Genomic DNA, 17,480 nt, shown 5'->3' with positions numbered 1-17,480 from the left:
CCGGTTCCGGTGGGGCCCGCGGGGCGGGCTGTAGGCCGGGACTGGCGCGGCCGGGGCAGTGGCCCCCGGCGGGAACGGTACCGTTCCGGGCGGCTATGGTAACGGCGCAAAGCGGCCGTTCCAAGACAATCCCGGCGAAAAGGCTAAAATTCGGGGTTCTCCCCAAGACTTTCACCATTTTACGCCCCCGGGATCTACACCCGTCACGGCGCACGCCATGCAAGAAACGACCCTGAAACGCGACGGCTCCGCCGCCGCCCCCTCGCCTGCCCCCTCCACCCCGGCCGCTGACCAGGCCACGCCGCTGCATATCCCCGCCGGCGCCCGCAAGCTCTTCATCCGCACCTTCGGCTGCCAGATGAACGAGTACGACTCCGACAAGATGGTCGACGTCCTGCGTGCCGACCAGGGCCTGGAAGTCACCGACAATCCCGAAGAAGCGGATGTGATCCTGTTCAACACCTGTTCGGTGCGCGAAAAGGCGCAGGAAAAGGTGTTTTCTGACCTGGGCCGCGTCCAGCATCTCAAGCGCCTGAATCCCAATCTGGTGATCGGCGTGGGCGGCTGCGTCGCCAGCCAGGAAGGCGAGGCCATCGTCAAGCGTGCCCCCTACGTCGACGTGGTGTTCGGCCCGCAGACGCTGCACCGTCTGCCCGAACTGATCCGGCGCCGCCGCAGCGAAGGCCGCTCGCAGGTCGACATCAGCTTTCCCGAGATCGAAAAGTTCGACGCCATGCCGCCGCCGCGCGTCGAAGGCGCGACCGCGTTCGTCTCGATCATGGAAGGCTGTAGCAAATACTGTAGCTTCTGCGTCGTGCCGTATACCCGGGGCGACGAGGTCTCGCGGCCGTTCGACGACGTGCTGATCGAAGTGGCCGACCTGGCCGACCAGGGCGTGAAGGAAGTGACGCTGCTGGGCCAGAACGTCAACGCCTATCGTGGCCGCATGGGCGACACCGACGAGATCGCCGATTTCGCCATGCTGCTCGAATACGTCCACGAGATCCCCGGCATCGAACGCATCCGCTACACAACCTCGCACCCCAAGGAAATGACCCAACGCATGGTCGACGCCTATGCGCGTCTGCCCAAGCTGGTGTCGTTCCTGCACCTGCCCGTGCAGGCCGGCAGCGATCGCGTGCTGGCCGCCATGAAGCGCGGCTACACGGCGCTCGAGTTCAAATCGGTGGTGCGCAAGCTGCGCGCCGCCCGCCCCAACCTCACCCTGTCGTCCGACTTCATCGTCGGTTTCCCGGGGGAGACCGAAGAAGACTTCGAAAAGACGATGAAGCTGATCGCCGACGTCGGCTTCGATACCTCGTTCTCCTTCGTGTACTCGCGCCGTCCCGGTACGCCGGCGGCCGACCTGACCGACGACACCCCGGCAGACGTCAAGCTCAAGCGCCTGCAACGCCTGCAGGCCCTGATCAACGAACAGGCCGCCGCCATCGCGCAAGCCATGGTCGGCACCACGCAGCGCGTGCTGATCGAAGGCACCTCGCGCCGCGACGTCAATGAGCTGATGGCGCGCACCGAGAACAACCGCATCGTCAACTTCCCCGGCCCGATCTCGCTGATCGGCCGCATGGTCGACGTCGATATCACGCACGCCCATACCAATTCGCTGCGCGGCCGCCTCTCGGCCACGCAACCCCATCTCCAGGGAGCCGCATGAGTCAACCCCGCAGCAAGAGCCGGCGCGGCATGCCGGTCGTCGTCACCCTCGACGGCGACAACATCCATCTGTCCAACCTGTGCGGCCCGCTCGACGAGAATCTGCGTCAGCTCGCCGACGGCATGGGCGTCACGCTCAATCGGCGGGGCGCACGCGTCACGATCGAAGGCGAACGCGCCGAGCTGGCCGGCCGCGCGCTGCGCCGCTTCTACGAGCAGGCCACGCACCGCGCCCTGAGCGTGGACGACATCCAGCTCGGGCTGGTGGAGATCGGCGTGGGTCGCCAGGAAGAGCCCGCCCCCGAGCAACGCGCGGCCGACCCGCGCGCGCTCGATCCGCTGCCGCCGGTCGACGACGAAAGCAACGGCGTGCTGCTGCGCACCCGCCGCACCGATCTGCGCCCGCGCACCCCGCGCCAGCGCGATTACCTCAACAACATCCTCAAGCACGACATCACGTTCGGCGTCGGCCCGGCCGGCACCGGCAAGACCTGGCTCGCCGTCGCCTGCGCGATCGACGCCATGGAGCGCGACACGGTGCAGCGCCTGGTGCTGACGCGCCCGGCGGTCGAGGCCGGCGAGCGCCTGGGCTTCCTGCCCGGCGACCTGGCACAGAAGGTCGACCCCTATCTGCGCCCGCTCTACGACGCGCTCTACGACCTGATGGGCTTCGAGCGCGTGCAGCGTCTGTTCGAGAAGCAGAGCATCGAGATCGCCCCGCTGGCGTACATGCGCGGCCGCACGCTGAACCACTCCTTCGTCATCCTGGACGAGGCGCAGAACACCACGCCCGAGCAGATGAAGATGTTCCTCACCCGCATCGGCTTCGGCAGCAAGGCGGTGATCACGGGCGACCCCTCGCAGGTCGACCTGCCGCGCGGCCAGCAGAGCGGGCTGGCGCACGCCGTGCAGGTGCTCGACGACGTGCAGGGCATCGCCATGACGCGCTTCACGAGCCGCGACGTGGTGCGCCATCCGCTGGTGGCGCGCATCGTCGACGCCTACGACAAGGCGGAACAGGAAGACGGCCGGCCATGAGCGCGACGCTTTCCCTGTCGGTGCAGTACGCCGTGGCCGAACCCCGTCTGGCGCGCCACCGTGTGCGGCGCTGGGCGGGCTACGCCCTCGAAGGCGCCCAGGCCGATGGCCTGACCGCCTTCGACGCCGCCGAGCTCTCGATCCGCCTGGTCGGCCAGGCCGAGGGCAAGCGTCTGAATCGCGATTTCCGCGGACGTGACTACGCGACCAACGTGCTCACCTTCGAATACGGGGTCGATCCGCTGGGCGTTGCCCGCGGTGACATCGTGATCTGCGTGCCGGTGCTGGCCCGCGAGGCGCGCGAGCAGAAAAAAGCCTTCACCGACCGCGCCGCGCACCTCACCATTCATGGCGTGCTGCACGCGCTGGGCTACGACCACCTCAAGGCCCGCGACGCCCGCCGCATGGAAACGCTCGAGGCGCAGATCCTCGCGCGCATGGGCATCACCGACCCCTACGTCATCGAAGACTAACGCCGCCCGGCCGGGGACGGACCGGTTCGGCGGATCGCGTCCAGGCACCGCCGGATCGGCGCCGTTGCGGGCATGTTCGGGGGCAGATCGCGTCGTCGTTACAACTATGTCTGCAACTTGGGTTATGCTGATCTTTTAGCAACGAGTCCATCTGGACGATGTCCGACCCTTATCCTGCTGCCGAAGCGCCCCGCGCTCGCTCCTCCAAACCCACCAAATCCCTGCTCGACCGCCTGCTCAGGCTGGTCCGGCGTGAGCCCGAAGACCGCGAAGGCATCAAAGCGGTGCTCGACGCCGCGCACGAGCGCGCTCTCCTGGACGTAGAGTCGTACACCATGCTCAAGGGTGCGCTGGCCGTGTCCGAGCGCACCGTCGCCGACATCATGGTGCCGCGCTCCCGCATGGACCTGCTCGACGTCGGCGTGCCCCTGCCGCAACTGCTGGCCACCGTCGTCGAAACGGCTCACTCACGCTTCCCCGTCTACGAAAACGACCGCGACAACATCCTCGGCATCCTGTTGGCCAAGGATCTGCTGCGCGTGATGCAGGATCCCGAGCTCGAAGTGCGCTCGCTGATCCGCCCCGCCGTGTTCATCCCCGAGGTCAAGCGGCTCAACGTGCTGCTGCATGAGTTTCGCGCGAGCCGCAATCACATCGCCATCGTCATCGACGAGCACGGCGGCATCTCCGGCCTCGTCACCATGGAAGACGTGCTGGAGCAGATCGTCGGCGACATCGAAGACGAGTTCGACGAGGAAGAAGAAGAATCGATCTTCCCCGAGGGCGACAATCAGTGGCGTCTGCTGGCGTCCACCGAGATCAGCCACTTCAACGAAACCTTCGGCACCACCCTGCCCGACGACGAGTACGACAGCGTCGGCGGCTGGCTGGGCGGCAAGCTCGGCCGGATCCCGCGCCGCGGCGACCACGCCGAGTTCGATGGCCTGAAGATCGAGGTCATTCGCGCCGATCCGCGCCGCGCCCTGTGGCTGCGGGTCTACCGCGACAGCGCCACCGATAGCGCGGCATGACGCGCCGCCCCTGGTTGCGCCGGCCGTCGGCCGGCACGCTGCGGGGCGCCGCCCTGCTGGGCGCCGCGGGTGCGCTGCATGCGCTCACCTTCGCGCCCGGGCCGCTGCCGGCCTGGTCGCTGGCACTGATTCAAATCCTGACCCTCGCCGTCGCGGCGCACGCCACGCTGCGCGCGCCCACCTTGCGCGCGGCGTTCGCGCGCGGCTGGTGGTTCTCGTCGTTCAGTTTCAGCCTGGGCCTGTACTGGCTGTTCGTCAGCATGCACCGCTACGGCGGCATGGCCGTCCCGCTCGCCGTGGGCGGCGTGCTGGCGCTTTCGCTGTTTCTGGCCATCTTTCCGGGCATGGCCTGCGCCGCGGCGCGCTGGCTGTGTCCGCCGCGCGTGCTCGACGGCGTCGCGCTGCGCGCCCGTCAGGCCCTGTGGGCGGCCGCCACCTGGGGCGCCTGCTGGGCGTTCTTCGAGTGGGTGCGCGCCACCCTCTGGACCGGCTTTCCGTGGCTCAACATCGGCTATGCCCACGTCGACGGCCCGCTCGCCGGCTGGGCGCCGATCCTGGGCGTGCACGGCATGGCGCTGTTCGCCGCGTTCGCGGCGGCCGCGCTGGCGGGCCTCTGGCGCGCGGAGCATGCCGACGTGGCCGAAGGCTCCGAGGGCGCCGAGCGCTTCGATGCGCGTCACGGGCTGGCGTTCGGCGTGGCAATGGTGTTCGTGCTGGCAGGCTGGCTGCTCGGCCTGATCAACTGGTCGCGCCCCACCGGCGAGCCGGTGTCGGTGCGGCTGGTGCAAGGCAATGTCGAGCAGTCGCAGAAGTTCGAGCCGGCGCTGCTGCAGCAAGGCCTGCTGCGCCATCTCGAACTCGCGGCGCTCCCCGCCGCGGCGGGCGTACCCGCGCCGCAGCTCATCATCCTGCCCGAGACCGTGTTGCCGGTGTTTCAGGATCAGCTCGATCCCCGCATCTGGGAAGCCTGGCGCGAGGTCGCCGCGCGCCAGCAGGCCACCATCGCGATGGGCGTGCCGCTGCACACGCGGCGCGCCGACGGCAGCCCCAGCTACACCAATAGCGTCTTGGGCTTCGATGCCAACACGCCGGTTGCGCAGTTGGCCACCGGCACCACCGCGATGCGCTACGACAAGCAGCATCTGGTGCCCTGGGGCGAATACGTGCCCCCGGGGTTCCGCTGGTTCGTCGAAATGCTCGACATCCCGCTCGGCGATTTCGACAGCGGTCCGCCGCGCCAGAAGCCCTTTGCCGTGGCTGGCCAGCACATCGCGTTCAACATCTGCTACGAAGATCTGTTCGGTCCCGAGCTCCTGCCCGCGCTTCTGCCGGGCCCGGACGGCCAGCCTGGCGCCACGATTCTCGTCAACGTGAGCAATCTCGGCTGGTTCGGTGACACGTGGGCCTTGCGCCAGCACATGCAGATCGGCCGCCTGCGCACCATCGAGACCGCGCGTCCCATGCTCACGGCCACCAACACCGGCCTGACCGCGGCCATCGACGCGCGCGGGCACGTCGCGGCCCAACTGCCGGCCCATCAGCCCGGCGTGCTGCCGGTGTCGGTACAGGGCATGACCGGCCTCACGCCCTATGCGCGCTGGGACGACAAGCTCGCGCTGGCACTGATCGGCCTGGTGCTGATCGCGGCGGCCGGCCGCGGCCGCTACAGCCGCCGTCCCTGATCGCCCCTGCCGGCAACGCGCCGGCAGGCTCGCCCCGTGCGCGCAACGCGCGGCGGGGCCGATCAGCCCAGCAGATTTTTAGGCAGCTCGCCGTCTTCCTGGGGCAGCGCGGGGCCCGTGCCCGCGCCGCTCAGCGCGATGGCGTCCGCAATCTCTTCCATATCGTCGCGATCCAGCTCAAGCGTGGCGGCGCCCAGCCAGCCGTCGACCTGCGACGCGCTGCGCGCGCCGACGATCGCGCCGGTCACGCCGGGCCAGGCCAGCGTCCAGGCCACCGCAACCGCGGCCACGGTCGCGCCATGGCGTTCGGCCACCGGCTTGAGCGCCTCGGCCAGCGCCAGATTGCGGTTCAACTGGGGCGCGGCGAACTCGGCATTGCGCGAGCGCCAATCGTCGGCGCCGAGCTGCGCGGCACGCGCCTCGTCGAAGCGGCCCGACAGCAACCCCGATTGCATGGGGCTGTAAACGATCACGCCGGTGTCGTGCGCTTCGCACCACGGCAGCAGATCGTTTGCCGCGTCGCGCCGGATCGCGGAGAACGGCGGCTGCAAGGTGTCCACGTGGCCGATGGCCTCGGCATCCTGCAGCGCGGCCAAGCCGTGATTGGAAAGGCCGATCGCGCGCACCTTGCCCTCGCGCTTGAAATCCAGCAGCGTCTGCCAGTAGAGCTCCAGCGGCGTGCCGTCGCCCGCGGGCCAGTGCATCTGATAGAGATCGATGCACTCGACACCCAGGCGCCGCAACGACTGCTCGAGCTCGCGCCGCAGACTGTCGGGCGCGCCGGTGCGCCGCGGGTTGGCCATGCGGTCTTTCGCCGACCAGGTCAGCCCGCCTTTGGTGAAGATGTAGGGCCGCCCTTCGCTGCCCAAAGGCGCGAGGGCCTCGCGTACGAGCGCCTCAGAATGCCCGACGCCGTACACGGCGGCCGTATCGATCCAGTTGATGCCCCGCTCCACCGCGTGGCGTATTGCGCGTATCGACGCCGCGTCGTCCTGCGCACCCCAGCCCACGGCCCAATCGCCGCCGCCGATCGCCCAGGCGCCAAATCCCACGCGCGTGATGCGCATGTCGGTGCGCCCCAGCGCACGCGTGATAAATCCGGTACTCGCCACCCGACTCTCCTTCCTGCCCGCGTCCTTCGGCGCCCTGCCCCGCGCACCGTTGGCGGCGGGGATCAGAATCCGTCTTTACGTCAATGACTTACGTTGCTGTCTGTGATTGCGCAGCGACTCGCCCGCGGTCCCACGTAAGGCGCGCGCGCAGTCCTCGCAACGGAGCAATAACTGTACCGCGCCACTTTTTTTCAGTTTTTTTTCACCCTGACTTGCACACACCCAAAAACTTGTGCATAATCTCGTTTCTTCGCCAGCGACGCGAAACAAAACGAAGCGAAAGCCGCAGCAACATCGCAGTTTTCACCGAGTTTTACGACGCGCCGGACAGCAAAGTGATGTGAGCAGGTGACACTGCAAACGTCGTTGATGTCGGGAATATGGGGGTATAGCTCAGCTGGGAGAGCGCTTGCATGGCATGCAAGAGGTCAGCGGTTCGATCCCGCTTACCTCCACCACCTAAGCGAAGACGTAGCAATACGAAGCAGTACACTGTTTGGTCCAAGTCCCCTTCGTCTAGAGGCCTAGGACATCACCCTTTCACGGTGAGTACAGGGGTTCGAATCCCCTAGGGGACGCCAGCTTTGCATACGCAGAGATCTGGCTCGGTTGTAGTAATACACCGCTGCGGAGCGGTAGTTCAGTTGGTTAGAATACCGGCCTGTCACGCCGGGGGTCGCGGGTTCGAGCCCCGTCCGCTCCGCCAAAATCGCTTGAGAAAGCCGCAACTCACGTTGCGGCTTTTTCTTTTTGTGCTTGTGATTGCTTCGAAGTGGCCGCGACCTTGTCGCGGCTTTTTTGTGTCCGCTTCGAATGCGGATGGCGCTCTTGCTGCTGCTTCTGCCGCGTGCTGCTGCCATGTATCTGTCGCGCGCTTCCGCTGCCGTGCTTCTGCTGTTGTGCTTCTGCTGTTGTGCTGCTGGAAGTGCCGCTGTTTCGGTGCCGCCCGCGCACGGCATCCGGCGGTTCCGCACAGGCCAGGACACCGGCACGACATCTTCACGCCGATGACGCGCACAGAGGCGCGCAGAGCCTCGTAGACGACACAACGACAGGCCGGCCCTCCACCACCCTGCCCCGCCGCCCAGAAGCGCGCCGACAAGCGCTCAGACAGCCCGGGGCGTTCACGGGTGCACCGGCAGTGCGCACATGGCGTCCGAGCGTGCTCACGACCCACGCCGCCCGCCAAACATGCGGCGCGCAAATGAATGGCGCGCATGCGCGACGCGTGCGGTCGTACGATCGTGCAGTCGTGCAGTCGTGCGGTCGTGCGCAGGCACGATGTGCGGTGACGCGACGCGCAACACCGCGGCCGCGCGATGACACGGAGCGATCACGACAGACGACAAAAAGCCGCAACACAAGTTGCGGCCACATCGGAGCACGGATCGGAAGCACAAAAAGAAAAAGCCGCAACCGAAGTTGCGGCTTTCTCGAGCGATGGTGGCGGAGCGGACGGGGCTCGAACCCGCGACCCCCGGCGTGACAGGCCGGTATTCTAACCAACTGAACTACCGCTCCGCAGCGGTGTATTGCTACAACCGAGCCAGATCTCTGCGTATGCAAAGCTGGCGTCCCCTAGGGGATTCGAACCCCTGTACTCACCGTGAAAGGGTGATGTCCTAGGCCTCTAGACGAAGGGGACTTGGACTTGCCGTACTACTTTTTACTGCACTTGCTGCGTTCGTTGAAGTGGTGGAGGTAAGCGGGATCGAACCGCTGACCTCTTGCATGCCATGCAAGCGCTCTCCCAGCTGAGCTATACCCCCACGATCCCGATTTCGTTGCTCTGGCTTGCTGCCGCATCGCAGGGCGTGCCCTGTGTGTTGCTGCTTGCCGTCGCTTCAAATTCGCGTTTCGTCGAACGGGGCCGAATTATGCACCATTTTTTAAAAGCGTGCACGCGACCATCGAATTTTTTTGATTTGCGCATGCGCACTGCGCAGATTTTGCGCAATGGCGGGATACGACGGCGCGGGGTCTGCCGGGCACGCGATGAGTTGCGCGCGCAACCAACTGCACGGGATCGATGTCGCCAGGCGCGGCGCCATCCCTTTCAGGATGGCGCGCCGCTGGTGCGATCACCTCAAGACGTTGCGGCCTTGCCGCCGTCGCACTCGACGTACATGGCACCGACGGCCTGACACAGCCGGGGCGGCTCGTGAAACAGCCGCGAGCTGATCAGGCAGCCCTGCACCGTGGAGAACAGCGCGCGCGCCGTGACCTCGGGCGATCCGGAGAACTTCAGCGTGCCTTGTGCCGCGCCTTCGCGCAGCACGCGCGCCAGCCAGCTCTCGTGCGCGTTGAAAAAGCCTTGCAGGGCCAGGCGGACCTTCTCGGGCAGCGACATCACCTCGGCGGCCAGCATGCCGCCCAGGCAGAGCTCATCGCCGTCGCCACAGGCCTGCGTCTCGAGCAGGTGCAGATAGGCATCGAGCTGCTCTTGCGCGGGCAGCGTGGTGTCGATGGCGCGCAGCGCGGCCAGCGCGCGGGTGCTGTACGACTCGACCGCCTCGTACAGGAGGTCGTCTTTGCACGGGAAGTAGTAGTGGATGCTGGACGTCTTGACGCCCACGTGATCAGCCAGGTCGCGATAGCTGAAACCATTGCAACCACGCGTGCGGATCAGTTTTTGCGCGTGCGACAGCAGTTGGTCGCGCGTGTTGGTCGGGGTTTGCGTATCCATGGCTGAATTTTACCTACACATAGATCGGATGCATCGAGGGGAAACCAGCCTGTGTCGGGCATCCCTGGACCCGCGCGCAGCCTGCACGGCGTCATCCGACGTCGCGGGGCGCGCGGGTTTCTTGGCGACACATAGGCCGTCCGGCTCAGCCGGCCACGGGCGGGTAGTCGAGCTCCCCGGCCGCGGTCTGACCTGCCTGGCGCGCGGCCAGCAGTGCGGACTGAACCTGATCGCGGCTGACTGCGCTCGCGTCGGCATATGCCGTGATCGGATACTCCTGCTCGCCGGACGCCAGCTGCCCCAAAGCGCGGGCGGCATGCAGCTCGGCCTGGACCTGGGCACGGGTCACCGTGCTGGTGCTGGTATCGGCGGGCGGCCAGTCGAGTTCGCCAGCCTGGGCCGAACCCAGGAACGCGAGCGAGGTGATGAGGCCGGCGGCGAGAACACTGAGGGTTTTCATGGTGGACTCCTGGTTGGAAAGGGGACGGCTCAGCCGGCCACGGGCGGGTAGTCGAGCTCACCGGACATGCCGAGGCCGGCGGCCTGGGCGGCGGATAGTTCCTGGCGTACCTGGGCGCGCGTCACTTGCGAGTCGGCGTGCTGGGCGACGGGCGGGTAAGCCAGTTCGTTGCTGGTCACGAGGCCTTGAGCGCGGGCGTCCTGCAGATCCGCCACGACTTGGGCGCGGGTCAGGGTGCTGCCGTTGGGCGCGTCGAGGGGCCAATCCAGTTCGCCAGCCTGGGCGGTGCCTGCGAAAGCGGCGGTGACGGCGATGGCGGCGGCGAGGGTCTTGATCGTGTTCATGATGGGTTCCTTAGTGTCGGGAGGGTTCAGTGCAGTGATCGGGAATGAGGGCTTCGGTGCCGCGCGGCTCAGCCGGCGACGGGCGGGTAATCGAGTTCGCCGGAGGCGTTCAGGCCGGCAGCGTCAGCCGCCGACAGTTGCTGGCGCACTTGTTCACGGGTGAGCTGGGTGGCCGATTGCGCGGCGACGGGCGGATAGGCCAGTTCGCTCGTGGTCACGAGGCCCTGGGCCTTGGCGGCTTGCAGGTCGGCGATCACGTCGGCGCGGGACAGCGTGCTCACGCTGGTGTCGACGGGCGGCCAGTCCAGCTCGCCGGCTTGGGCGGTGCCGACGAAGGCGGCGGAAACGGCGATGGCGGCGGCGAGGGTCTTGAGGGTGTTCATGGTGTGGCTCCGATGGGGCTATCTATCTGTAGATAGGTATTCAGGAAAATAAAAAGAGGGTTGCGTTCTTCGTGTGGAATCAGCCAGCGACGGGCGGGTAGTCCAGTTCACCCGAGGCGTCGATACCGGCGGCTTGCGCGGCGGACAGCTCCTGACGGACCTGGGCGCGGCTCACTTGCGTGGCGGCTTGCTGAGCCACGGGCGGGTATGCGAGTTCGCTGCTGGTGACCAGGCCATGGGCACGGGCGTCTTGCAGATCGGCCACGACTTGGGCGCGGGTCAGGCTGGTGCCGTTGGGGGCATCGAGGGGCCAGTCCAGTTCGCCCGCTTGGGCGGCGCCAGCGAAGGCGGCCGAGACGGCGATGGCGGCGGCGAGGGTCTTGATCGTGTTCATGAGAAAGCTCCAGTTCGTAGATTTGATGTTTGAGTTATCTACTAGTAGATAGATAACCGGGTAAATAAAAAAGGCGGTATGCCTTGAATCTTCTGCTGCCGGTGTTGCTGTGGTTCTCTTTCTGGGGACTGCCGGACTGCTTTGCTTGGCTGCCGCGTTCTGTTTGCTGCAGCGTTGAACGAATATTACCTACTAGTAGATAGATAAGGCAAGCGGTTTAGTTGAAACGAGTTGCAACGCCGCGACAATCACCCCGAAGCCAAGCTACGCATTTACACAAAGAAACAACTTTCCGCCCCCTGCCCTCTGTCCGAAGATGACGGCGGGTTGTCGCAGGGCGCGCCGCAACGTCTCCCTACGTCGCCCAAGTTCGACTAAGCTTGCGCCAAATTCGCGCAATATTGCCCGATTGCGGTTTGCCGCCGGGATTTCTACGATCGGGCCGACGCCGATGCCCACCGCCTTGGCGCCGCCCTTCCCTGTCTCAGGAGTCCCCATGCAGACCGTCACCATTCCCCTGCCAGCGCGGCGCGCCACGCCCGCCGCCTGGACGCCGGCCGCGATCGAGGCTCTGTTCCGCCTGCCCTTTCCCGAGCTGATGTATCGGGCGCAGACCGTGCACCGCGAGCAGTTCGACGCCAGCGAGATTCAGCTGTCCAGCCTGCTCTCGATCAAGACCGGCGGATGCCCCGAGGATTGCGCCTACTGTCCGCAGTCCGCGCACCACGACACCGAGCTCGAGGCCGACAAGCTGATGCCCGTGGCCGACGTGGTGGCGGCGGCGCGCGCCGCGCAGGCCAACGGCGCACAGCGCTTCTGCATGGGCGCGGCCTGGCGCAGCCCCAAACCGCATCACCTCGAGCAGGTGGCCGAGATGATTCGCGCCGTGAAAGACCTGGGCATGGAAACCTGCGTCACGCTGGGCATGCTGGCCGAGGGTCAGGCCGAACAGCTGCGTGACGCCGGGCTCGATTACTACAACCACAATCTCGATACCTCGCCGGAGTTCTACGGCAGGATCATCTCGACCCGCACCTATCAGGATCGCCTGGACACGCTCGAACGCGTGCGCGATGCCGGCCTCAACGTCTGCTGTGGCGGCATCGTGGGCATGGGCGAGTCGCGGCGCGAGCGGGCCGGCCTGATCGCCCAGCTCGCGAACATGGAGCCCTACCCCGAGTCGGTGCCGATCAACAATCTGGTGCAGGTCGAGGGCACGCCGCTGGCGGGCACCGAGCCGCTGGATCCGTTCGAGTTCATCCGCACCATCGCGGTGGCACGTATCACCATGCCGCGCGCCCGCGTGCGGCTGTCGGCGGGCCGGGAAACCATGAACGACGCCGAACAGGCCCTGTGCTTTCTGGCCGGCGCCAACTCGATTTTTTACGGCGACGTGCTGTTGACCACGGCCAATCCGCAGGTGGAGGCCGACAAGCGGCTGCTGACGCGCCTGGGCCTGCGGGCCGAGGGCGCCGACGACACTTCCTTTGCAGCACAACCCCAGGCCCAGGAATGCCGCACGCGGCAGCCGGCCTGAATCCGGAGAGCAAGACAAGATGAACGCAGGTCTGGGTTTGCTGGCAGCCAGTGTGCTGTGCAGCGTTACCGTGGCGATATTGCTGAAGCTCGCACGCCGCTACGACATCGATGTGCGCCAAGCCATCGCCACCAATTACGCCATGGCCGCGGTGCTGTGCGTGTCGCTGCTCAAGCCGGATCTGGGGCGCATCAACCTGCAGGGCGGCAATCTGCTGCTGCTCGGCGCGTTGGGCGTGCTGATGCCCAGCGTCTTCGTGGCGATGGCACGCTCGGTGCGGTATGCCGGCATCGTGCGCAGCGACGCGGCGCAGCGCCTCTCGCTTTTCATCGCGCTGCTCGCGGCATTCGTGCTGTTCGGCGAGCCCGTCACGACGACGAAGCTGGCCGGCATCGCACTGGCCTTCGCCGCCCTCTTCTGCGTGCTGCGCCGGCCGGCCGATGCACCGGCGCACGATGGCCCGCCGCACGCCGCCTGGATGTGGCCGCTGGCCGTGTGGGCCGGCTACGGCACCATCGACGTGCTGTTCAAGATCATGGCGCGCAGCGGCAGCGCGTTCCCGGGCACGCTGCTGATGGTCTTCCTGTTGGCCGGCGTGCTGATGACGCTGTATCTGTTGCTGGCACGCACCCGCTGGCAGGCGCGCAGCCTGGCCGCCGGCCTGCTGCTGGGCCTGATGAACTTCGCCAACATCTACACCTATATCCGTGCGCATCAGACCCTGCCCGACCACCCTGCCCTGGTCTTCGCCTCGATGAACATGGGCGTGATCGCGCTGGGCACGCTCGCGGGCGCGGTGCTGTTCCGCGAGAAGCTGTCGGCGATCAATCTGGTCGGACTGGCGCTGGCCATCGGCGCCATCGTGGTGATGATGCCGCGCTGATCCCCGAGCGGATCCGCAAGCGACAAGGGCTGCGCTCCGTGAGGAGGCAGCCCTTGTGCATTGGACCGGTAGCGGCGATCGGCGGGACGGTGCGTGACGGGCGCCGGCCGTCGCTGTGTCAGCTACCCGTGCGCTGATGCTGGGGCGCGGACAGGTCGTCGTTGGAGGCCGACTCGTCGACGGCGGGCGAATCGCGCACCTCGGCCGCCGAGAACGCCGTGGCGGGTTCGACGTTTTCGAAGGCGGCGATCGGCGCCACGCTCTCTTCGACCGGCCCGGGCGGCTGCACCACGCCAGGCTCCGGCGCCACCATTTCCATGGCGGCGTCGGCCACCGGATCCACGCGAGGGTCCAGCGCCACGGACGCGGGCGAGCTCTGCAGCGTGTCCGGCATGGGCACGAACTGCACCGGCGCGTCGTGCGCCTGATGGGCGCCGGTGACACGCGCCGGACGCACTTGCCACACCAGAATCAGCGCGCAGGCCGACACGAAGATGTAGTACATGGCGGGACCGCCGTAGGTCATCAGCACGCCCGCCACCATCGGGCCCAGGCAGGCGCCCACGCCATACACCATGAGCAGCACGGCGCTCAGGCCGACGCGGCGATCCGACTCCACGTGGTCATTGGCGAATGCCGCGCCCAGCGGATAGAGCGTGAACATCAGCACGCCGAAAATGCCCGAGAGCACCAGCAGGAACCAATATGGCAGCGACAGCCAGCCCCACATCAGCATCGGCAGCGCCACCAGCAAGGCGGCGTTGAAGCGGATCAGCCCGGCGCGGTTGATGCGGTCGGACAACCAGCCCATGGGCCACTGCGCCACCAGACCCGCCGTCACGCCGGCGGCGACGAACATGGCCGCCTGCGAGGTGGTCAGGCCCAGCTTGGCCGCGTACACCGGCGCCAGACCATAGAACGCGCCCGACAGATTGCCCGCGACGAACAGCACGGTGAGCGACAGCGGCACGCGCTTGATGAAGAAGCGCAGGTCGAGCGGCGCGGGCAGCGGCGTGGGCGGGTGAGAGCGCGCGGTGACGGCGATGGGCACCAGGCACAGCGTGAGACACATCGCCACCAGAATCAGCGGGCCATCGCCCAGCGAGGTATAGGCCGTGAGGACCAGTTGACCCAGCACGGTGCCCAGACCCGAGACCATCATGTAGACGGAGAACACCCGGCCACGCTGCTGGTTTTCGGTCTGCTCGTTGAGCCAGCTCTCGATGACCATGAGCTCGGTCACCATCACGATGCCCGCCACCAGGCGCAGCGCCAGCCACAGCGGCATGGATTCGATCAGGCTCTGGGCCAGGATCATGCAGGTGGCGATGGCGGCACAGGCGGCGAAAGCCCGGATATGACCGACCCGGATGATGAGCTTGTGACCCATGCGGGCGCCGCACACGAGGCCGAGGTAGTAGGCGGCGATCAGGGCGCCGATCCAGACTTCGCTGACGGACTGCCCCGTGAGCCGCAGGCCCATGTAGGTATTGAAGATGCCCGTGCCGATCAACATCAGCAACGTGGCGAAGTACAACGAGGAAAACGCGGAAATCGTGGAAATCATGGACGGGCGACCGCTTTTGGGTTGTCGGGCACACGCGGGTAACGATCCGGTCCGCCGTGCGGCGAACCGGACCGGACAAACCCTTTACAGCTGGCGCAGCAGCGTGTCGGCGTCGCTCACTTCGAACTTGCCGGGACCTTCGATATTGAGTTGCGTCACGACGCCATCCTCGATCAGGGCCGAGTAGCGTTGCGAACGCACGCCCATGCCGCGGGCGATCAGATCGAGCTCGAGGCCGAGCTCACGGGTCCAGGTGGCCGAACCGTCGGCCAGCATGCGGACCTTGGCGCCCGCCTGCTGCTCGCGGCCCCAGGCGCCCATCACGAACGCGTCGTTAACGGACACGCACCAGATTTCGTCCACGCCCTTGGCGCGCAGCGCATCGGCCTGGGCCACATAGCCCGGCAGGTGCTTGGCCGAGCAGGTCGGGGTGAAAGCGCCCGGCACGGCGAACAGCGCGATTTTCTTGCCGCGGACCAGGTCGGCGACCTGGAAAGCGTTGGGGCCCAGTTGGCAGCCCGGCGTTTCGGTTTCGATGAATTCGGTCAGGGTGCCATCGGGCAGCCGATCGCCGACTTTGAGCGTCATGGAGTTCTCCAGCAATTACGGAACGTGCGAGACAAAGTGAATTGTGCTTGTGAGACAGGGCCGCGAAGGCGGCCCTGTCTTCCTCAATCATAGTGCCGAAACCCGAGGCATTGTTCCCGGCCCGAAAGAAACACGAACAGTCTGAAACGACTCCAAACGCCGTGATCCGGCGCGGCCGGGGCATGACTGGCCATAATGCAGTCATTGTTCCGACCCGCCTCGTGCCGGGTCTGTCATGCAGGAGGAATTGTCATGCGTGCATTCATGATCGCCGTGCTCACCGCCGCGAGCGGCTGGCTGGCTGCGCCCGCCCACGCGGCCGGCCCCTCGGATCAGCTGATTTTCGAACAGATCGTCGACACGGCCGGCGCCAGCAACGGCGCGGCCCGGGTCTGCGGCGCCTCGGCCCCCGACCTGACGCAGCAGGAAGCCAACTGGCGCAAGAACCTCGAGCGCTTCGCCAAAGAATATCGTTACGACTTCAAGGTCTTCGACGCCGCCTTCCAGCAAGGCCAGTCGAAGGGCAAGGTCATGATGGAAGACATGCGCAAGGGCGGCGTGGATGGCTGCGCCGGCGTGCTGGGCGGTTTTCAGCGCGAACGCACGATGGGCTACGACAGCATGAAGCAATCGATCGCCGAGGTGACGGACGGCTTGCCCGACAAGAAAGACTGAGCGGTCGCGCGGCAGGCCAGGCGATACCGGGCCTGCCGCGCGGGGATCCACGGCTTACTTCAGGCCCTTCTCGGCGAACCAGTCCAGCATGCGGGTCCAGGCCTGCTCGGCCTCGGCCTTGCGGTAGCTCGGCCGGTAGTCGGCGTGGAAGGCATGCGGTGCGTCGGGGTAGATGTCGATGCGCGAGGCCCGGGCGGCGGCAGGCCCCTTGGCGAGCGCGACGCGCATTTTGTCGACATCTTCGAGCGGAATGCCGGCGTCTTTGCCGCCATATGCGCCCAGCACGGGCGCCTGCAGCTTGTCGACCGACTCGAGCACCGAGCGCGGCTTGAGCTCGGAAGCCGCCCCGCCCAACTGGCCGTACCAGGCCGCGCCCGCCTTCAGACCCGCGCGGTGCGCCGCATAGAGCCACGTGATGCGGCCGCCCCAACAAAAGCCCAGGATGCCGAGCTTGTCGGCGGCGCCGCCATGGCTGGTGGCCCAGGCCGCCGTGGCATCGAGGTCGGCCATGACCTGCGCATCGGGCGCGCGGTCGACCACCTCGGCGCGCAGCTTGGCGATCTCGGTGTACTTGGACGGATCGCCCTGGCGCGCGAACAGCTCCGGCGCGATGGCCAGGTAGCCCGCATGGGCCAGACGGCGGCAGACATCCTGGATGTACTCGTGCACCCCGAAGATCTCCGACACCACCAGCAAGGTGGGGAGGTTCTTCTTGTCGGCCGGCGCCGCGCGGTAGGCCGGGATCTTGCCGTCGGTGGTGGGGATCTCGATCTTGCCGGCCGTCAGGCCTTTGGCGTCGGTCTGGATGGCGGTCTGTGCAACGGCCTGGCCGGCGGCCAGCGAGAAGCCCGCGGCCACCGTGGTGGCGATGAAGCCGCGCCGGTCCAGCTTGAGCGGCGGCAACAGACTATCGAATTCGGAATCAGGGCCGGACATGTAGGGGCACTCCTCGA

At 66.8% G+C, this 17,480-nt stretch carries 17 protein-coding genes and 6 tRNA genes; 11 read left to right on the top strand and 12 right to left on the bottom strand.

From position 1 onward, the window contains the following. Positions 1-217: 217 nt before the first annotated feature. The 5 genes from miaB (at position 218) to lnt (ending at position 5,898) form a co-directional block, all read left to right on the top strand. The gene (miaB, locus tag CEK29_RS04535; protein WP_094803507.1) at positions 218-1,675 is read left to right on the top strand and encodes a tRNA (N6-isopentenyl adenosine(37)-C2)-methylthiotransferase MiaB; all 1,458 of its coding nucleotides are present in this window, start codon (positions 218-220) and stop codon (positions 1,673-1,675) included. Beyond that, positions 1,672-2,712 (top strand): PhoH family protein, encoded by a 1,041-nt coding sequence (locus CEK29_RS04530; protein ID WP_094803509.1) that lies wholly within the window; start codon positions 1,672-1,674, stop codon positions 2,710-2,712. The genes miaB and CEK29_RS04530 overlap by 4 nt, the downstream gene beginning before the upstream one ends. After that, positions 2,709-3,185, top strand: a complete 477-nt coding sequence (gene ybeY, locus CEK29_RS04525) for an rRNA maturation RNase YbeY (RefSeq protein ID WP_094803510.1) — start codon at positions 2,709-2,711, stop codon at positions 3,183-3,185. Before CEK29_RS04530 ends, ybeY begins: the two co-directional genes overlap by 4 nt. A gap of 158 nt (positions 3,186-3,343) precedes the next feature. Further along, positions 3,344-4,216, top strand: a complete 873-nt coding sequence (locus CEK29_RS04520) for an HlyC/CorC family transporter (protein ID WP_094803512.1) — start codon at positions 3,344-3,346, stop codon at positions 4,214-4,216. After that, complete coding sequence (gene lnt / locus CEK29_RS04515; RefSeq protein WP_094857444.1) at positions 4,213-5,898, top strand: apolipoprotein N-acyltransferase; 1,686 nt, start codon at positions 4,213-4,215, stop codon at positions 5,896-5,898. The genes CEK29_RS04520 and lnt overlap by 4 nt, the downstream gene beginning before the upstream one ends. A gap of 62 nt (positions 5,899-5,960) precedes the next feature. Here lnt and CEK29_RS04510 read toward each other — a convergent pair whose 3' ends face one another. Beyond that, positions 5,961-6,965 (bottom strand): aldo/keto reductase, encoded by a 1,005-nt coding sequence (locus CEK29_RS04510; RefSeq protein WP_094857579.1) that lies wholly within the window; start codon positions 6,963-6,965, stop codon positions 5,961-5,963. A gap of 427 nt (positions 6,966-7,392) precedes the next feature. Here CEK29_RS04510 and CEK29_RS04505 point away from each other — a divergent pair. The 3 genes from CEK29_RS04505 (at position 7,393) to CEK29_RS04495 (ending at position 7,716) form a co-directional block, all read left to right on the top strand. After that, positions 7,393-7,468, top strand: a tRNA-Ala gene (locus CEK29_RS04505). A 47-nt stretch (positions 7,469-7,515) separates the two neighbouring features. Continuing rightward, positions 7,516-7,591 (top strand) — tRNA-Glu (locus CEK29_RS04500). Between the two features lie 48 nt (positions 7,592-7,639). Continuing rightward, a tRNA-Asp gene (locus CEK29_RS04495) sits at positions 7,640-7,716 on the top strand. Between the two features lie 738 nt (positions 7,717-8,454). On the opposite strand, the gene CEK29_RS04490 is transcribed toward CEK29_RS04495, so the two are convergent. From CEK29_RS04490 to CEK29_RS04455, 8 genes are all read right to left on the bottom strand, one after another. Continuing rightward, positions 8,455-8,531: transfer RNA gene (locus CEK29_RS04490), tRNA-Asp, on the bottom strand. Positions 8,532-8,579: 48 nt separating this feature from the next. Next, a tRNA-Glu gene (locus CEK29_RS04485) sits at positions 8,580-8,655 on the bottom strand. A gap of 48 nt (positions 8,656-8,703) precedes the next feature. Continuing rightward, positions 8,704-8,779 (bottom strand) — tRNA-Ala (locus tag CEK29_RS04480). Positions 8,780-9,096: 317 nt separating this feature from the next. After that, positions 9,097-9,696 (bottom strand): TetR/AcrR family transcriptional regulator, encoded by a 600-nt coding sequence (locus tag CEK29_RS04475; RefSeq protein ID WP_094803516.1) that lies wholly within the window; start codon positions 9,694-9,696, stop codon positions 9,097-9,099. A gap of 145 nt (positions 9,697-9,841) precedes the next feature. Beyond that, a complete protein-coding gene (locus CEK29_RS04470; protein ID WP_094803518.1) occupies positions 9,842-10,156 on the bottom strand; it encodes a DUF4148 domain-containing protein in 315 nt (104 codons plus the stop codon). A 29-nt stretch (positions 10,157-10,185) separates the two neighbouring features. After that, the gene (locus CEK29_RS04465) at positions 10,186-10,500 is read right to left on the bottom strand and encodes a DUF4148 domain-containing protein (RefSeq protein WP_440588301.1); all 315 of its coding nucleotides are present in this window, start codon (positions 10,498-10,500) and stop codon (positions 10,186-10,188) included. Positions 10,501-10,568: 68 nt separating this feature from the next. Beyond that, positions 10,569-10,883: a DUF4148 domain-containing protein gene (locus CEK29_RS04460; RefSeq protein WP_094803520.1), complete on the bottom strand. Its 315-nt coding sequence runs from the start codon at positions 10,881-10,883 to the stop codon at positions 10,569-10,571. 79 nt (positions 10,884-10,962) lie between these two features. After that, entirely contained in the window at positions 10,963-11,277 is a 315-nt protein-coding gene (locus CEK29_RS04455; protein ID WP_432759256.1) for a DUF4148 domain-containing protein, read from the bottom strand. 496 nt (positions 11,278-11,773) lie between these two features. On the opposite strand from CEK29_RS04455, the gene bioB reads away from it, so the two are divergent. Both bioB and CEK29_RS04445 read left to right on the top strand, forming a co-directional pair. Beyond that, positions 11,774-12,814 (top strand): biotin synthase BioB, encoded by a 1,041-nt coding sequence (bioB, locus tag CEK29_RS04450; protein WP_094857443.1) that lies wholly within the window; start codon positions 11,774-11,776, stop codon positions 12,812-12,814. 19 nt (positions 12,815-12,833) lie between these two features. Continuing rightward, positions 12,834-13,697, top strand: coding sequence for a DMT family transporter (locus CEK29_RS04445; RefSeq protein ID WP_094857442.1), 864 nt, complete (start codon positions 12,834-12,836; stop codon positions 13,695-13,697). Positions 13,698-13,815: 118 nt separating this feature from the next. Here the strand turns inward: CEK29_RS04445 and CEK29_RS04440 are convergent, their stop codons facing one another. Both CEK29_RS04440 and CEK29_RS04435 read right to left on the bottom strand, forming a co-directional pair. Continuing rightward, positions 13,816-15,264: an MFS transporter gene (locus tag CEK29_RS04440; RefSeq protein WP_094857441.1), complete on the bottom strand. Its 1,449-nt coding sequence runs from the start codon at positions 15,262-15,264 to the stop codon at positions 13,816-13,818. Between the two features lie 84 nt (positions 15,265-15,348). Continuing rightward, positions 15,349-15,852, bottom strand: a complete 504-nt coding sequence (locus CEK29_RS04435; protein WP_094803527.1) for a peroxiredoxin — start codon at positions 15,850-15,852, stop codon at positions 15,349-15,351. Positions 15,853-16,104: 252 nt separating this feature from the next. On the opposite strand from CEK29_RS04435, the gene CEK29_RS04430 reads away from it, so the two are divergent. Beyond that, positions 16,105-16,527 (top strand): hypothetical protein, encoded by a 423-nt coding sequence (locus tag CEK29_RS04430; RefSeq protein WP_249279188.1) that lies wholly within the window; start codon positions 16,105-16,107, stop codon positions 16,525-16,527. Between the two features lie 54 nt (positions 16,528-16,581). Here the strand turns inward: CEK29_RS04430 and CEK29_RS04425 are convergent, their stop codons facing one another. Then, positions 16,582-17,463, bottom strand: a complete 882-nt coding sequence (locus CEK29_RS04425) for a dienelactone hydrolase family protein (RefSeq protein ID WP_094803529.1) — start codon at positions 17,461-17,463, stop codon at positions 16,582-16,584. Positions 17,464-17,480: the final 17 nt, after the last annotated feature.

This window comes from Bordetella genomosp. 5 (assembly GCF_002261475.1).
GTDB lineage: Bacteria > Pseudomonadota > Gammaproteobacteria > Burkholderiales > Burkholderiaceae_B > Bordetella.
Note: the sequence above shows the minus strand (reverse complement) of the source record. Positions and strands in the feature narration are given on the sequence as shown.